The organism is Streptomyces cinnamoneus (assembly GCF_002939475.1).
Classification (GTDB): Bacteria; Actinomycetota; Actinomycetes; order Streptomycetales; family Streptomycetaceae; genus Streptomyces; species Streptomyces cinnamoneus_A.
On the sequence record NZ_PKFQ01000001.1, the window covers coordinates 4925122 to 4939332 of the forward strand.

Below are 14211 nucleotides of genomic sequence, written 5' to 3' on the forward strand. Positions count from 1 at the left end.
TCATGACTGTGCATCTTGAGGTCGCCGAGGGCGTCGGAACCGTCCGGCTGGACCGTCCCCCCATGAACGCCCTGGACATCGCCACCCAGGACCGGCTCCGCGAGCTGGCCGACGAGATCACCCACCGCGCGGACATCCGGTCCGTGGTCATCTGGGGCGGGGAGAAGGTGTTCGCCGCCGGCGCGGACATCAAGGAGATGCAGCACATGGACCACGCCGCCATGGTGGCGCGGTCCCGGGGCCTGCAGGACTCCTTCACGGCCGTGGCCCGCATCCCCAAGCCCGTGGTCGCCGCCGTCACCGGCTACGCCCTCGGCGGCGGCTGCGAGCTGGCGCTCTGCGCCGACTTCCGCATCGCCGCCGACACCGCCAAGCTCGGCCAGCCCGAGATCCTCCTGGGCCTCATCCCGGGCGCGGGCGGCACCCAGCGCCTCGCGCGGCTCGTCGGCCCGTCCAAGGCCAAGGACCTCATCTTCACCGGCCGTCAGGTCAAGGCGGACGAGGCGCTGGCCATCGGCCTCGTGGACCGGGTCGTGCCGGCCGCGGAGGTCTACGAGCGGGCGCACGCCTGGGCCGCCCGGCTCGCCGCCGGCCCGGCCATCGCGCTGCGGGCGGCGAAGGAGGCCGTGGACACCGGCCTGGAGACCGACATCGACACCGGGCTGGCCATCGAGCGCAACTGGTTCGCGGGGCTGTTCGCCACCCAGGACCGGGAGATCGGTATGCGCAGCTTTGTCGAGGACGGTCCGGGCAAGGCCAAGTTCGTCTGAACTGCCGGAGGTTGAGGGGTTCAGCCCGGAGGGAAGCCCTCCGGGCGTTGCCTCTTGTGGGGGAATTCTGTCAGCGGTGTGACACCCTCTGACCGACCTTGTTCCTCGGCGTTGGTGATCTTTTCTTCGCATGAGGTAGCCGCAGGTCAGTCGGCCTCCGCCAGGGCGTCCGGGGCCACTGGCATATGTCATGCGGCCACACCGGAACGTCACGCTCCGCTGAATCGAATCCCGTCGTTCCACTCCGTGGCGCCTTTGCGACGGCCATGATGGGGGACATGGCGGGCCTGGAGGGGACGGAGCAGCCGCGGCAACGGGTCGGCACGGCCCCTGTGCGGTGGAGCCCGTCCGTTGAGGATGAGTTGGCGCTCAAGGCGCTCGATCTGTTCGGCGACCCCACACAAGGGGAGGTCCGGCTGCCCTCCCGCCCCGAGTCCGCCGTCGCCGCCCGCCGGCTCACCCAGTCGGTCGTCCTGCGCCACTGGGGCCTGTCGACCCAAGTCACGGAGCACGCCGTGCTGCTGGTCTCCGAGCTGGTGGGCAACGCCGTCCGGCACACGGGCGCCCGCTGCTTCGGCCTGCGGATGCTGCGGCGGCGGGGCTGGCTGCGCATAGAGGTGCGCGACCCCTCGCGGGGGCTGCCCTGTCTGCTGCCGGTGCGCGAGCTGGACACCAGCGGGCGGGGGCTCTTCCTGGTCGACAAGCTGGCGGACCGCTGGGGTGTGGACCTGCTGGCGCGGGGCAAGACCACGTGGTTCGAGATGCGCGTCGTGGACCGCTGACGCGGGCCCCCGTCGGACGCGACGGCGACGAAGACGAAGAGGCCCCCGTCCGCCGTACCGGCGAGGGGGCCTCTTCGTGTGCGCCGCGGAGAAATGGGGTGTGTTCCGCGGCGGGAGTCGCAACCTGGCCCGGGTCAATGGGGGTCGCTGGCCATGACTATGGCATGGGGGATGGCCGAAAACCAAAGTGAGAATGCTGCAATCAAAGGTGACCTGCGACACTCGCCTTGCATTCCATGAATTAACTCGGCGTACGTCTTATTTCTATGCGGAGCTGTCGCGGTCCTTGCGGAGTGTGCCCTGCACCGGTCTCATGGACCGGGCAAGCCCGACCCGGAGGCCGCCCATGAGTCAGCCCGCCTACCCGCCCACACACTGGATACCGGCGAACAGCGCCAACTACACGCCCTCGGCGCGGCCGGAGGCCCATCCGGTCGGCTTCCTCGTGATCCACGTGACCGAGGAGACGTTCCAGGACGCCCGGCGGATCTTCCAGGACCCCACCTCGAAGGTCTCGGCGCACTACATGGTCGCGTCGAAGGACGGCTACATCGGTCAGTTCGTGCGCGAGAAGGACATCGCCTGGCACGCGGGGAACTGGGACTACAACACCCGGAGCGTCGGCATCGAGCACGAGGGCTGGACCGACCGCCCCGAGTACTTCACCGACGCCCTCTACCGCTCCTCCGCGAGGCTCGCCCGCGCGGTCTGCGACCGCTACGGCATCCCCCCGACCCGCGCCCACATCATCGGCCACAACGAGGTGCCGGGAGCCACCCACACCGACCCCGGTCCGCACTGGGACTGGGACCGTTACATCAGGCTGGTGACCGGCGGCTAATCTGTGCCGGTCCACCAAGCACTCCTGGGGAGGCAGAACATGGCGAGCATCGAAGAAGCCCGTACCGCTTTCGACCGTTTCGACATCGACGGCGACGGGTTCATCACGGCGGCCGAGTACAAGAGCGTGATGGCTCAGCTCGGCGACCACCAGGTCACCGAGACCGTGGCCCAGGCCATCATCAACAAGAAGGACGGCAACGGCGACGGCGTGCTCTCCTTCGAGGAGTTCTGGGCTTCCATGAACCGCTGACCCCGGTCACCGGCCGGCGTCCGGGTCAGCGCCAGCCACGCCGCTGGGCGCTGGCCCGCCGCCGCCGGTCGTTGCACAACAGGCACCGCCCCCACCCGGGCGGCAGCGGGTCGGCCTTGTCCCCGAAGAGCGGGTCCACCGGCCCCTTCGGGTGCTCGGCACACCCCGTGGCCCCGCCCCCGGCACCCAGGGCGCTGGCCGCGCTCAGGGCCCGGCGCAGGGCGTCCACGAGCTGGTCGGCCTCATGGGGCGCGGGCTCGGCGCCCAGCGAGAAGGCGATGTCCGAGGCGGTGCTGAGCGCGCTCTGCAGCTCGCGCAGGTCTGCGTAACTCATGCTCGCGAGCGTACGCGGCACCACTGACATCGCGGGTGGTGGCCTGGGATACGGTCGGCCCATGCCGGAGCCCGAGTACGTGACCGTGATGACCACCACGGACAGCGAGGCCGCCGCACGGCACCTCGCGCAGAGCGCCGTCGAGCGCCGCGTCGCCGCGTGCGCGCAGATCGACGGGCCCGTGACCAGCGTCTACCGCTGGGAGGGCCGGATCGAGACGGCGGCGGAGTGGCGGGTGCTCTTCAAGGCCACCGCGGCGTGCTACGCCGTCCTGGAAGCGCACGTCACGCGCGAGCACCCCTACGACGTCCCCGAGATCATCGCCCTGCCGGTGGTGGCGGGCAGCGACGCCTACCTCGCGTGGCTGCGCCAGGAGACGGCGCAGTAGCACCACCGGGGCGCCGGCGCCCCCCTGGCGGACGCGGAACGGCCTCCCCACCGCGAGGTGGAGAGGCCGTCGTCGCCGCGGGGGACGCCGGTCAGCACTCGATGACGTTGACCGCGAGTCCGCCCCGCGCCGTCTCCTTGTACTTGACCTTCATGTCGGCGCCCGTCTCCTTCATGGTCTTGATGACCTTGTCCAGGGACACGTGGTGCCGCCCGTCGCCCCGCAGGGCCATGCGGGCCGCGGTGACGGCCTTGGCGGCCGCCATGCCGTTGCGCTCGATGCAGGGGATCTGGACCAGGCCGCCGACCGGGTCGCAGGTCAGGCCCAGGTTGTGCTCCATGCCGATCTCGGCGGCGTTCTCGACCTGCTCCGGGGTGCCGCCGAGCACCTCGGCCAGGCCGCCGGAGGCCATCGAGCAGGCCGAGCCGACCTCGCCCTGGCAGCCGACCTCGGCGCCGGAGATCGAGGCGTTCTCCTTGAAGAGCATGCCGATCGCGCCCGCGGCGAGGAGGAAGCGGACGATGCCCTCCTCGTCCGCGCCCGGGACGAAGTTCATGTAGTAGTGCAGGACGGCGGGGATGATGCCCGCGGCGCCGTTGGTGGGGGCGGTGACGACCCGGCCGCCGGCCGCGTTCTCCTCGTTGACGGCCATGGCGTAGATCGTGATCCACTCCATCGCGCGGGCCTGCGCGTCGCCCTCGGCGCGGAGCTGGCGGGCGGAGTTCGCGGCGCGACGGCGGACCTTCAGGCCGCCGGGGAGGATGCCCTCGCGGGACATGCCGCGCGTGACGCACGCCTGCATGACGCGCCAGATCTCCAGCAGGCCCTCGCGGATCTCCGTCTCCGTGCGCCAGGCCTTCTCGTTCTCCATCATCATCGCGGAGATCGACAGGCCGGACTCGCGGGCCATGCGCAGCAGCTCGTCGCCCGTGCGGAAGGGGTACTTCAGAACGGTGTCGTCCAGGACGATCCGGTCCGCGCCGACGGCGTCCTCGTCGACGACGAAGCCGCCGCCGACCGAGTAGTAGGTCTTCTCCAGGAGCGGGGCGCCGGCCTCGTCGTAGGCGAAGAGGGTCATGCCGTTGGCGTGGTACGGCAGGGAACGGCGTCGGTGCAGGATCAGCTGGGTCGAGTCGTCGAAGTCGATCTCGTGGGCGGAGCCGATCTCGGCGCCGAGCAGCCGCAGCCGCTTGGTGGTGCGGATGCGCTCCACCTCGTCGTCGGCGACCTCGACGTCGACGGTGCGGGGCGAGTGGCCCTCCAGGCCCAGCAGCACGGCCTTCGGCGTGCCGTGGCCGTGGCCGGTGGCGCCCAGCGAGCCGAAGAGCTCGGCGCGCACGGAGGCGGTGTGGGCCAGCAGGCCCTCGTTCTTGAGCCGGCCCACGAACATGCGGGCGGCGCGCATCGGGCCGACCGTGTGGGAGCTGGACGGGCCTATGCCGATCGAGAAGAGATCGAAAACGGAGATGGCCACGGTGGCTGCTCCCTACTTGTCGGTATTACGGGTCTTACGGGGGGTGCTCTGACGCGGTACGGGGCGCCCGGCTCACCTTCCAGTGTGCAGGGCGCCCCGTACCGCGGGATGAATCCGGTGCTGCGGTGCTACTTCAGACCGGGGTACAGCGGGTGCTTCGCCGCCAGGGCGGTGACGCGGCCGCGCAGCGCCTCGGCGTCGAAGCCCGGCTTGAGGGCCTCGGCGATGATGTCGGCGACCTCGCGGAAGTCCTCCGTCTGGAAGCCCCGCGTCGCCAGCGCCGGCGTGCCGATCCGCAGACCCGAGGTGATCATCGGGGGCCGCGGGTCGTTGGGGATGGCGTTGCGGTTGACCGTGATCCCGACCTCGTGGAGGCGGTCCTCGGCCTGCTGGCCGTCCAGCTCGGAGTTGCGCAGGTCCACGAGGACCAGGTGCACGTCCGTGCCGCCGGAGAGGACGGAGACGCCCGCCTCGGCCACGTCCGGCTGCACCAGGCGCTCGGCCAGGATCTTCGCGCCCTCCAGCGTACGCTGCTGGCGCTCCTTGAACTCCTCGCTCGCCGCGACCTTGAAGCTGACGGCCTTGGCGGCGATCACGTGCTCCAGCGGGCCACCCTGCTGACCGGGGAAGACGGCGGAGTTGATCTTCTTGGCCAGGTCGGCGGTGGAGAGGATCACACCGCCGCGCGGACCGCCCAGGGTCTTGTGCGTGGTGGTGGTGACGACGTGCGCGTGCGGCACCGGGGAGGGGTGCAGCCCGGCGGCGACCAGGCCCGCGAAGTGGGCCATGTCGACCATCAGGTACGCGCCGACCTCGTCGGCGATCCGGCGGAAGGCCGCGAAGTCCAGCTGGCGCGGGTAGGCGGACCAGCCGGCCACGATCAGCTTCGGGCGGTGCTCCTTGGCGAGGCGCTCGACCTCCTCCATGTCCACCCGGTTGGTCTGCTCGTCGACGTGGTAGGCGACCACGTTGTAGAGCTTGCCCGAGAAGTTGATCTTCATGCCGTGGGTCAGGTGCCCGCCGTGCGCGAGGTTCAGGCCCAGGATGGTGTCGCCCGGGTTGAGCAGGGCGAACATGGCGGCGGCGTTGGCCTGCGCGCCGGAGTGCGGCTGGACGTTCGCGGCCTCGGCGCCGAAGAGCGCCTTGATGCGGTCGATCGCGATCTGCTCGACGACGTCGACGTGCTCGCAGCCGCCGTAGTAGCGGCGGCCCGGGTAGCCCTCGGCGTACTTGTTGGTGAGGACCGAGCCCTGGGCCTCCATGACGGCGACCGGAGCGAAGTTCTCCGACGCGATCATCTCGAGGGTGGACTGCTGGCGGTGGAGTTCGGCGTCGACGGCGGCGGCGACGTCGGGGTCGAGCTCATGGAGGGAGCTGTTCAGAAGCGACATGAGTTCTTCCTGGACTTCCTGACGGGAGGGAAGCGGGCGGGGTCAGCCGGCGAAGGCGGTGTACTCGTCGGCGGTCAGCAGCTCCGCCGGCTCGTCCGTGATCTTCACCTTGAACAGCCAGCCGCCCTCGAAGGGGGCGGTGTTCACCAGCGCCGGGTCGTCCACGACGTCCTGGTTGGCCTCGACGACCTCGCCGGTCACCGGGGCGTACAGGTCGCTGACCGACTTGGTGGACTCCAGCTCGCCACAGGTCTCGCCCGCGGTGACCGTGTCACCGACGGCCGGGAGCTGGGCGTAGACGACGTCACCGAGCGCGTTCGCCGCGAACTCGGTGATGCCGACCGTCGCCACACCGTTCTCGTCGGTGGCCGACAGCCACTCGTGCTCCTTGGTGTAGCGCAGCTGCTGGGGGTTGCTCATGGCTAGATTCTCCTGTACGCGCGAGGGTGCTTGTGCAACGGGTCTTGACAGGTGGGATGAGGGGGACTCAGTGATCCTGTCGGTGGATCAGCGTTCCCGCTTGTAGAAGGGCAGCGCGACGACCTCGTACGGCTCGTGGGTGCCGCGGATGTCCACGCATACCCCTTCCGTCCCCGCCGTGGCGTGCGCCGCGTCGACGTAGGCGATCGCGATCGGCTTACCGAGTGTGGGGGAGGGGGCGCCGGAGGTGACCTCGCCCACGACCGTTCCGTCGGCGGTCACCACGGGGTAGCCGGCGCGCGGCACCCGGCGGCCGGCCGCGATCAGCCCGACGAGCTTGCGCGGCGGGGCGCTCGCGGCCCGCTCGGCCGCGGCCGTCAGTGCCTCGCGGCCGACGAAGTCGCCCGCCTTGTCGAACTTCACGACCCGGCCCAGACCCGCGTCGAACGGCGTGGTGGCCGTGGTCAGCTCGTGCCCGTACAGCGGCATGCCCGCCTCCAGGCGCAGCGTGTCGCGGCAGGAGAGCCCGCAGGGGACGAGACCGGCGTCGGCGCCCGCCTCGGTCAGCGCCTGCCACAGCTTCTCCGCGTCCGAGGGCGCGACAAAGAGCTCGAAGCCGTCCTCGCCGGTGTAGCCGGTGCGGGCGATCAGCGCGGACACGCCGGCGACGGTGCCCGGCAGGCCCGCGTAGTACTTCAGGCCGTCCAGGTCGGCGTCCGTGACGGACTTCAGGATGCCGGGGGAGGCCGGGCCCTGCACGGCGATCAGCGCGTAGTTCTCGCGGTCGTCCCGGACCACCGCGTCGAAGCCCGCCGCGCGCTCGGTGAGCGCGTCCAGCACCACCTGGGCGTTGGAGGCGTTGGCCACGACCATGTACTCCTGCTCGCCGAGGCGGTAGACGATCAGGTCGTCCAGGATGCCGCCGCCGGCCTCGCAGATCATGGTGTAGCGGGCGCGGCCGACGGCCAGCGCGGACAGGTCGCCCACGAGGGCGTGGTCGAGCGCCCGGCCGGCCCCGGGGCCCGTCAGGGTGATCTCGCCCATGTGGGACAGGTCGAACAGGCCCGCGCGGGTGCGCACCGCGAGGTGTTCGTCGCGCTCGCTGCCGTAGCGCAGGGGCATGTCCCAGCCCGCGAAGTCGGTCATGGTGGCGCCCAGCGCGCGGTGCGTGGCGTCGAGGGCGGTACGGCGGGGGGCTTCGGTCATGGTCAGGCTCCCGGGCAATGAGTCGCGGAGGACTACCTGGACAGGCGGCCTCCCCATCTGTCATCGGAACCTGAGAGGTTCACCGGGAGTCCTCGACGGTGACGAGGGCCCGGCTTGCACCTTGGGTGGGACCGCACGGCGGTCCGCTTTTCAGATCTGCCTCACCCGCGCGGTACGGGGCCTGAGAGATTCAAGGGAGGAACTTGCTCCTTCGGCGCCCTGCGCACGACGGCGCCGGGACTCTCCCGCGCGGATTCGAGCGGCCGGTATGCAGTTGGTCGTGCGGTGCCAATGCCGTTGGCGCGGACATCATTGCACGTACGGGCGTGCGACGGACCGCCCACCGCCCCATCAATTGGATTACCTTTCCTTTACGTCTCGTGGGTAAGGGGCAGTGGACGGACGGGGGAGTGAGGCGATCAGGTGGGTACGGTGCCTACAGACGTGGAGGGGCAGGCGGCGGACCCATGGCGGGGCCCGGCCGGGCCCGCGGCACCCGGGCGCGTGATCGACCTCCGGGGCGAGCGGGCGGCGCCGGTGGAGCTGCGGTACGCCCTCGGCGACCTGCTGGTCGTCTCGGGCCTGCCCGGCAGCGGCAAGTCCACGCTGATCCGCCGGGCGGTGGCCGCCCTGGACGGCCGGGGCACCCCGATCGTGTGCGTCGACTCCCAGGACTCCCGCGACCGCTTCGAGCGCCGCACGCCCCCGTGGCTGCCGTACGGCCTCTACCGCCCGCTGGTCCGCCTCGTCCACTTCGCGGCCCTGCGCCGGGCGCTGCGCTCGGGCGCCAGCGTCGTCGTCCACGACTGCGGGCAGCGCGGCTGGGTCCGCCGCTGGCTCGTGCGCGACGCGCGGCGCCGGGGCGCCGCGGTGCACGTCCTGCTCCTCGCGGTGGACGCGGGCACGGCGCTCGCCGGGCAGGCGGCGCGCGGCCGGACCGTCCCGCCGCGGGTCTTCGCGCGCCACCGCCGGGCGATGGGCGCGCTCGTCGGACGGGTGACGGCCGGGCGTGTCCCGCCGGGGGTCAGCTCGGCCGCCCTGCTCGACCGCGCCTCGGCGCGGGCGGTGCGGGTGATCGCCTTCGGGTAGGCCCGGCTCCCCGGTCCGCCGCCGGGCGGCGGGTCCGCGGGAGGGATCCGACGGGGCCCACCCCCGACAACGCGCGTGCGCAGCCGTTAAGGTGCGGGTGCGGCTTTGACGAGACGGCGGTTGGACGAGATGAGCATCCCCGAGCACCCAGGGCACTACGGCGCACCCCAGGCCACGGACGTGGCGGCCCCCACCCTTCCGTCCACGTGGCCCGCCAACGAACTCGAAGGCGTGCTCGCGGCCTCCCTGGGCGTCCCCGGCGCCGGAGCCCGCATCGTCGAGGTCCTCGGCCGCAGCAGCCTGTGGATCCCGCTGCCGGCCGGCGGCGGCCCCGACAGCCCTGACCTCGACCTGCCCACCGTCGAGCTGGACGGCGCCGCGTACGTACCGGTGTTCAGCTCCGAGGCGGAGTTCCTGCGCGTCGTGGGCGACCGGATGCCCTTCGCCGTCGCCCCCGCCGTCGAGTTCGCCCGCGGCCTGCCCCCGCAGGTGGGCATCGCGGTCAACCCGGACGGAACGGTCGCCGTGCCGCTGCCGCCGCCCGCTGTGGCCGAGCTGTGCCGCGCCGGCCGCACGGCCCTGGACGGGGACGCGACGGGCGGCCGGGTGCGGCTCTTCGAGCCGGACTGGCAGCAGGAGCCGACCGCCTTCCTGGCCGCCGCCGGCCTGGAGTTCGCGGCCCTGCCCGGCGTCCGCACCGGGCGCCGCGCGCTCGCCAGCGTGGAGGGCGCCGATCCGGCGCTGTTCGTCGGCGTGGAGCTGGACCTGCCCGATCCGGCCGCCCGGACCGCCGCCGTGGAGGCCGTCGGCCGGGCGCTGGGCGCGGTGCCCGTGCCCTGGCCCGTCCAACTGGTCTTCCTCGACGTCGCGCAGGACCCCGTCGGTGACTGGATCCGCGACCGGGTGCGGCCGTTCTACGACCGTGACCTGTGACTGCCCCGGTGCCCGCCGCCGCGGGCTCGTAAGCTGGTTGGATGACCGTACGGGGTGAGCGGGCCCGCCCCGGTGCGGACGACGTCGAGACGGCCGAGAGAAAAGGCGGACCCAGGTGAGCGCGGGCGCGGAGAGCGGCCTGGAGCAAGTGCTGCGCCAAGTGGCGCCCGGCCGGTACGACAGCTACGAGGCGCTGCTGCGCGCCCTGGCCGAGGGCCGGGTCTGGATGCTGCTGTGGCACGGTCAGGCGGGCTCCCCCGATGCCCAGTACGGGAACATGGAGGTCGACGGGCTGGGCTACGCCCCCTGTGTGACCTCCGCCCAGGAGCTGGCCGCCAGCGGCTGGAACCGCGCCCACGAGGTGGTTTCCGGTCGTTCCGTCGCCGCCTCGCTCTACCCGGACCGCTGGGGCCTGTGGCTCAACCCGCACGCGCCCGGCGGCGGCGTCGGCATCCCCTGGCTCGACCTGCGCCGCATCACCGCCGGCCTGGACCGGCTGCCCGCCGGGCCGCTGCGCCTGAGCGAACCGGCCGTGGACATTCCGCAGTTCTACGCCCTCCTCGGGCAGAACGCCCACCGCACGTCCGTGGTCCGGTCGTTGCGCCGGGCCTGGGTGCAGCCCACGCTGGGCAGCCCCTACCTGGCGGTCGGGCTCGACCTGTACGACACCTCCCCGGCGGCCGTGGAAGCCGTGCGGCTGATGATGCAGCAGTCGGTCGGTGTGGTGCCGGAGGGGCTGCCGGTGTCCACGGTCTCGATGGCCGACGAGTACGACCCCGTGGCGATGTGGATGCGGGCCAACGCGCGTCCGTTCTTCGACCGCGACGCCTACGGCGGCTCCGCGCCCGCGCCGACCGGGGGCTACGGCTATCCGCCCCAGCAGGGCTGGCAGGCCGGGGCGTACTGAGCCGGGCATACCTTCCCACCGGCCACCGGTCCGTTCACGGATCGCGACTGTCCGTATAACGGAATCCCTCTCCGTACATCACGGTTGCGCATACATTGCCGGTGGGGTCTGGCGGGTGATCGCGGAGGCGATGAAGACTCCCGCCCACAAGGACTCTCGGTCCTGTGTACGGCCAGCTCCACGTGTACGACATCCCTGCTCCACGTGTACGAATGCCCCGCCTGCACAATCCGCAACACCCGCTCCGTGTGCACTTCCCGCACCACGCACGACGCACCACTCCACGCACCAAGCGCACCAGTGATGTGAACCGGCCGCCTTCTCGTGGCGGCGGGCGTTGGGCCGGTCCCCGCCGGCCGAGAGGGGTCCACCAGACGATGACGGCACCACTGCACGATACGGGCGCGGCCGAGACCGCGGCGGTCGACGTCGCCGCCGGCGTCCCGGCGAAGGCCATCGAGGGCCGCTCCCCCTGGCGCATCGCCTGGGTCCGGCTGAGGCGCGACAAGGTGGCCCTCGGCGGCGGGGTCGTCGTCCTGCTGCTGGTCCTGGTCGCGGTGTTCGCACCGGTGATCGTGGGACTGCTGGGTCATCCGCCGAACGATTACCACGAGGACCAGATCGACGCCCTCTTCGGCACCCCGAAGGGCTCCTGGGGCGGCATCAACTCGGACTTCCTCTTCGGAGTCGAGCCGGTCAACGGGCGTGACGTCTTCAGCCGCGTCGTCTACGGGGCCCGGGTCTCGCTGCTCGTGGCCTTCCTCTCGGCCGTCGTCGCCGTGGTGATCGGCACGGCGGTCGGCATCGTCGCCGGCTACTTCGGCGGCTGGATCGACGCGGTCGTCAGCCGGGTGATGGACCTGCTGCTCGCCTTCCCCCAGCTGCTGTTCATCCTCGCGCTGATCTCGGTGGTGCCCAACTCGCTGTGGGGCCTCAGCGGTTCGGGCGTACGCATGGCCGTGCTGATCGCGGTCATCGGCTTCTTCGGCTGGCCGTACGTGGGGCGCATCGTGCGGGGCCAGACGCTCTCGCTCAGAGAGCGCGAGTACGTGGAGGCGGCGCGCAGCCTGGGCGCGGGCCGGTTCTACATCCTCTTCCGGGAGCTGCTGCCGAACCTGGTCGCGCCGATCACCGTCTACGCCACGCTGATGATCCCGACCAACGTGCTCACCGAGGCGGCGCTGAGCTTCCTGGGCGCCGGCGTGAAGCCGCCGACCTCGTCCTGGGGGCAGATGCTCTCCAAGGCCGTGGCGACCTACGAGAACGACCCGCTCTTCATGATCATCCCAGGTCTCGCCATCTTCGTCACCGTGCTGGCCTTCAACCTCTTCGGCGACGGCGTACGGGACGCGCTGGACCCCAAGGGCGCCCGCTGACGCTCCCGGCGCGCCCCCACCGACCCCATCCGCCACATCGCATCCGTCACACCCTGGACGCTCCTACCGGTCGAACGCACCTTTTGCTGCACTTTGTTCACCCCGCCCCTGTCGATCCGTCAGGAGGCCCGTTCCGAAAGCCCGCCGGCCCGGCCGGGGCGGCGGCTCATCACGGAGGTCGCGACATCTTGACTACCCAACGAACTTCGAGGCGCAGACTGGCCGCGGGGGCGGCCCTCGTGGTCGCGGCCCTGGTCTCCACCACCGCCTGCGGCGGCGGAGGGAGCAAGGACGGCAAGGGCGACGGCAAGGCCCCCGGCTTCAACGCCGCCGTCAACAAGGTGGCCAACGCCTCCGACAAGAAGGGCGGCGAGCTGAAGTTCATCGCCACCCAGGACGCCGACAGCTGGGACCCGCAGCGCGGCTACTACGGCTTCGGCTGGGACTTCGCGCGCTACTTCACCCGGACGCTCGTCACCCCCAAGCCGGCTCCCGGCGAGGAGAGCGTCGCGGTCGTACCGGACCTGGCCACGGACACCGGCCAGGTGTCCGCCGACAAGAAGACCTACACCTTCACCCTGCGCGACGGTGTGACCTGGGAGGACGGAAAGCCGGTCACCAGCCGGGACGTCAAGTACGGCATCGAGCGCACCTGGGCCCAGGACAAGATCTCCGGCGGCCCGCTGTGGCTGATGAAGACGCTCGACCCCGACCAGACCTACAAGGGCCCCTACCGGGACGAGAGCCCGGACAAGCTGGGCCTGAAGGCGATCGAGACGCCGGACGACAAGACCGTCGTCTTCCACCTCCCCAAGCCCAACGGCGACTTCCTGCAGATGCTGGCGATCCCCGCGGCGGCGCCGGTGCGGGCGGACAAGGACACCGGCGAGAAGTACGGCCTGCGGGTGTTCTCCAACGGCCCCTACAAGTGGGTGTCCTATAGCCCGAACAAGGGCCTTGAGCTGACCCGCAACGACAAGTGGAAGAAGGACTCCGACCCGGTCCGCAAGGCCCTGCCGGACAAGATCACGGTCAAGATCACCACCAACGCCGACGACATGGACAACAAGCTCATCGCCGGCGAGTACGACATCGACCTCAACGCCACGGGCATGGGCTCCGCCGGCCGGCAGAACGCCCTCGGCTCCCACAAGGCCAACGTCGACAACCCGCTGACGGGATTCATCCGCTACGCCGCGATGCCCAAGTCCGTGGAGCCGTTCAACAACGAGCACTGCCGCAAGGCGGTCATGTACGGCGCCGACCACACCTCGCTGCAGACCGCGCGCGGCGGCCCCCAGGCGGGCGGTGACATCGGCGTCAACATGCTGCCGCCGGCCGTGAAGGGCCACGACGGCAACTACGACCCGTTCCAGATGAAGCAGGGCAAGCCCGACGAGGCCAAGGCGAAGGAGGAGCTGAAGGCCTGCGGCAAGCCGGAGGGCTTCAGCACCACCATCGCCGTCCGCAACAACAAGCCGATCGAGGTCGCCACCGCCGAATCGCTCCAGGCGTCCCTGAAGAAGATCGGCATCAACGCCCAGATCGACCAGTACGACGGCGCCCAGTACTCCAGCATCATCGGCGCACCGAAGAACGTGAAGGCCAAGAACTACGGCATCATCATCATGGGCTGGGGCGCGGACTTCCCCAGCGGCCAGGGCTACCTCCAGCCCATCGCGGACGGCCGCTTCATCACCGAGAGCGGCAACCAGAACTTCGCCGAGGTCGACGAGCCGGCGATCAACAAGCTCTTCGACGACGCCATCGCCGAGATCGACCCCGACAAGGCCGCCAAGATCTACCAGGAGGCCAACAAGAAGGTCACCGAGGGCGCCTGGTACCTGCCCTTCACCTACGAGAAGAACATCATCTGGCGCAGCTCCCGGCTGACCAACGTCTACACGTCCGACGCGTACAACGGCCGCTACGACTACGCCTCGCTCGGCGTCGTCAAGTGACACGTCCGTCCGCTTTCGCCGGCGACCCGCCGCTAGGCCCGAAGGGCAGGTGAGGGCCGCGGGTGACGGCCCGGGAGCCCCCTCCGC

General features: G+C 71.1%; 15 protein-coding genes and 1 riboswitch. Of the genes, 10 read left to right on the plus strand and 5 right to left on the minus strand.

The features are described 5' to 3' along the window. Window positions 1–2 precede the first annotated feature (2 nt). The 4 genes from CYQ11_RS22155 (at window position 3) to CYQ11_RS22170 (ending at window position 2645) form a co-directional block, all read left to right on the plus strand. Window positions 3–770, plus strand: coding sequence for an enoyl-CoA hydratase/isomerase family protein (locus CYQ11_RS22155; RefSeq protein WP_099201086.1), 768 nt, complete (start codon window positions 3–5; stop codon window positions 768–770). A gap of 278 nt (window positions 771–1048) precedes the next feature. Continuing rightward, complete coding sequence (locus CYQ11_RS22160) at window positions 1049–1552, plus strand: ATP-binding protein (protein WP_099197510.1); 504 nt, start codon at window positions 1049–1051, stop codon at window positions 1550–1552. Window positions 1553–1898: 346 nt separating this feature from the next. Beyond that, window positions 1899–2393: an N-acetylmuramoyl-L-alanine amidase gene (locus tag CYQ11_RS22165; protein ID WP_240003106.1), complete on the plus strand. Its 495-nt coding sequence runs from the start codon at window positions 1899–1901 to the stop codon at window positions 2391–2393. 24 nt (window positions 2394–2417) lie between these two features. Further along, the gene (locus tag CYQ11_RS22170) at window positions 2418–2645 is read left to right on the plus strand and encodes an EF-hand domain-containing protein (RefSeq protein WP_275666287.1); all 228 of its coding nucleotides are present in this window, start codon (window positions 2418–2420) and stop codon (window positions 2643–2645) included. A gap of 25 nt (window positions 2646–2670) precedes the next feature. On the opposite strand, the gene CYQ11_RS22175 is transcribed toward CYQ11_RS22170, so the two are convergent. After that, window positions 2671–2979: a hypothetical protein gene (locus tag CYQ11_RS22175; RefSeq protein WP_099197513.1), complete on the minus strand. Its 309-nt coding sequence runs from the start codon at window positions 2977–2979 to the stop codon at window positions 2671–2673. A 61-nt stretch (window positions 2980–3040) separates the two neighbouring features. Here CYQ11_RS22175 and cutA point away from each other — a divergent pair, with 61 nt between their 5' ends. Beyond that, window positions 3041–3367: a divalent-cation tolerance protein CutA gene (gene cutA, locus CYQ11_RS22180; protein ID WP_099197514.1), complete on the plus strand. Its 327-nt coding sequence runs from the start codon at window positions 3041–3043 to the stop codon at window positions 3365–3367. 91 nt (window positions 3368–3458) lie between these two features. Here cutA and CYQ11_RS22185 read toward each other — a convergent pair whose 3' ends face one another. From CYQ11_RS22185 to gcvT, 4 genes are all read right to left on the minus strand, one after another. Beyond that, entirely contained in the window at window positions 3459–4841 is a 1383-nt protein-coding gene (locus tag CYQ11_RS22185; RefSeq protein ID WP_099201085.1) for an L-serine ammonia-lyase, read from the minus strand. A gap of 128 nt (window positions 4842–4969) precedes the next feature. After that, the gene (gene glyA / locus CYQ11_RS22190) at window positions 4970–6232 is read right to left on the minus strand and encodes a serine hydroxymethyltransferase (RefSeq protein WP_099201084.1); all 1263 of its coding nucleotides are present in this window, start codon (window positions 6230–6232) and stop codon (window positions 4970–4972) included. Between the two features lie 42 nt (window positions 6233–6274). Beyond that, window positions 6275–6652 (minus strand): glycine cleavage system protein GcvH, encoded by a 378-nt coding sequence (gene gcvH / locus CYQ11_RS22195; protein WP_099201083.1) that lies wholly within the window; start codon window positions 6650–6652, stop codon window positions 6275–6277. A gap of 87 nt (window positions 6653–6739) precedes the next feature. Next, the gene (gene gcvT / locus CYQ11_RS22200; RefSeq protein WP_099201082.1) at window positions 6740–7858 is read right to left on the minus strand and encodes a glycine cleavage system aminomethyltransferase GcvT; all 1119 of its coding nucleotides are present in this window, start codon (window positions 7856–7858) and stop codon (window positions 6740–6742) included. 160 nt (window positions 7859–8018) lie between these two features. Further along, a riboswitch (glycine riboswitch) is annotated at window positions 8019–8116 on the minus strand. Window positions 8117–8290: 174 nt separating this feature from the next. On the opposite strand from gcvT, the gene CYQ11_RS22205 reads away from it, so the two are divergent. The 5 genes from CYQ11_RS22205 to CYQ11_RS22225 all read left to right on the plus strand — a co-directional run bounded on the left by CYQ11_RS22205 (window position 8291) and on the right by CYQ11_RS22225 (window position 14124). Then, window positions 8291–8947, plus strand: coding sequence for an AAA family ATPase (locus tag CYQ11_RS22205; RefSeq protein WP_240003561.1), 657 nt, complete (start codon window positions 8291–8293; stop codon window positions 8945–8947). A 129-nt stretch (window positions 8948–9076) separates the two neighbouring features. Continuing rightward, window positions 9077–9880, plus strand: coding sequence for an enhanced serine sensitivity protein SseB (locus CYQ11_RS22210; protein WP_099201648.1), 804 nt, complete (start codon window positions 9077–9079; stop codon window positions 9878–9880). A gap of 115 nt (window positions 9881–9995) precedes the next feature. Beyond that, a complete protein-coding gene (locus CYQ11_RS22215; protein ID WP_099201080.1) occupies window positions 9996–10787 on the plus strand; it encodes an enhanced serine sensitivity protein SseB C-terminal domain-containing protein in 792 nt (263 codons plus the stop codon). A gap of 377 nt (window positions 10788–11164) precedes the next feature. Beyond that, entirely contained in the window at window positions 11165–12163 is a 999-nt protein-coding gene (locus CYQ11_RS22220; RefSeq protein ID WP_099201079.1) for an ABC transporter permease, read from the plus strand. 188 nt (window positions 12164–12351) lie between these two features. Next, on the plus strand, window positions 12352–14124 hold the full coding sequence (locus CYQ11_RS22225) for an ABC transporter substrate-binding protein (protein WP_099201078.1): 1773 nt from the start codon (window positions 12352–12354) through the stop codon (window positions 14122–14124). Window positions 14125–14211: the final 87 nt, after the last annotated feature.

Excerpts from the sequence above, each read along its gene's own strand:
- CYQ11_RS22210 (WP_099201648.1), top strand. The coding sequence starts at position 9,077 with ATGAGCATCCCCGAGCACCCAGGGCACTACGGCGCACCCCAGGCCACG.
- cutA (WP_099197514.1), top strand. The coding sequence starts at position 3,041 with ATGCCGGAGCCCGAGTACGTGACCGTGATGACCACCACGGACAGCGAG.
- CYQ11_RS22220 (WP_099201079.1), top strand. The coding sequence starts at position 11,165 with ATGACGGCACCACTGCACGATACGGGCGCGGCCGAGACCGCGGCGGTC.
- gcvH (WP_099201083.1), bottom strand. The coding sequence starts at position 6,652 with ATGAGCAACCCCCAGCAGCTGCGCTACACCAAGGAGCACGAGTGGCTG.
- glyA (WP_099201084.1), bottom strand. The coding sequence starts at position 6,232 with ATGTCGCTTCTGAACAGCTCCCTCCATGAGCTCGACCCCGACGTCGCC.
- CYQ11_RS22175 (WP_099197513.1), bottom strand. The coding sequence starts at position 2,979 with ATGAGTTACGCAGACCTGCGCGAGCTGCAGAGCGCGCTCAGCACCGCC.
- CYQ11_RS22165 (WP_240003106.1), top strand. The coding sequence starts at position 1,899 with ATGAGTCAGCCCGCCTACCCGCCCACACACTGGATACCGGCGAACAGC.
- CYQ11_RS22160 (WP_099197510.1), top strand. The coding sequence starts at position 1,049 with ATGGCGGGCCTGGAGGGGACGGAGCAGCCGCGGCAACGGGTCGGCACG.
- gcvT (WP_099201082.1), bottom strand. The coding sequence starts at position 7,858 with ATGACCGAAGCCCCCCGCCGTACCGCCCTCGACGCCACGCACCGCGCG.
- CYQ11_RS22155 (WP_099201086.1), top strand. The coding sequence starts at position 3 with ATGACTGTGCATCTTGAGGTCGCCGAGGGCGTCGGAACCGTCCGGCTG.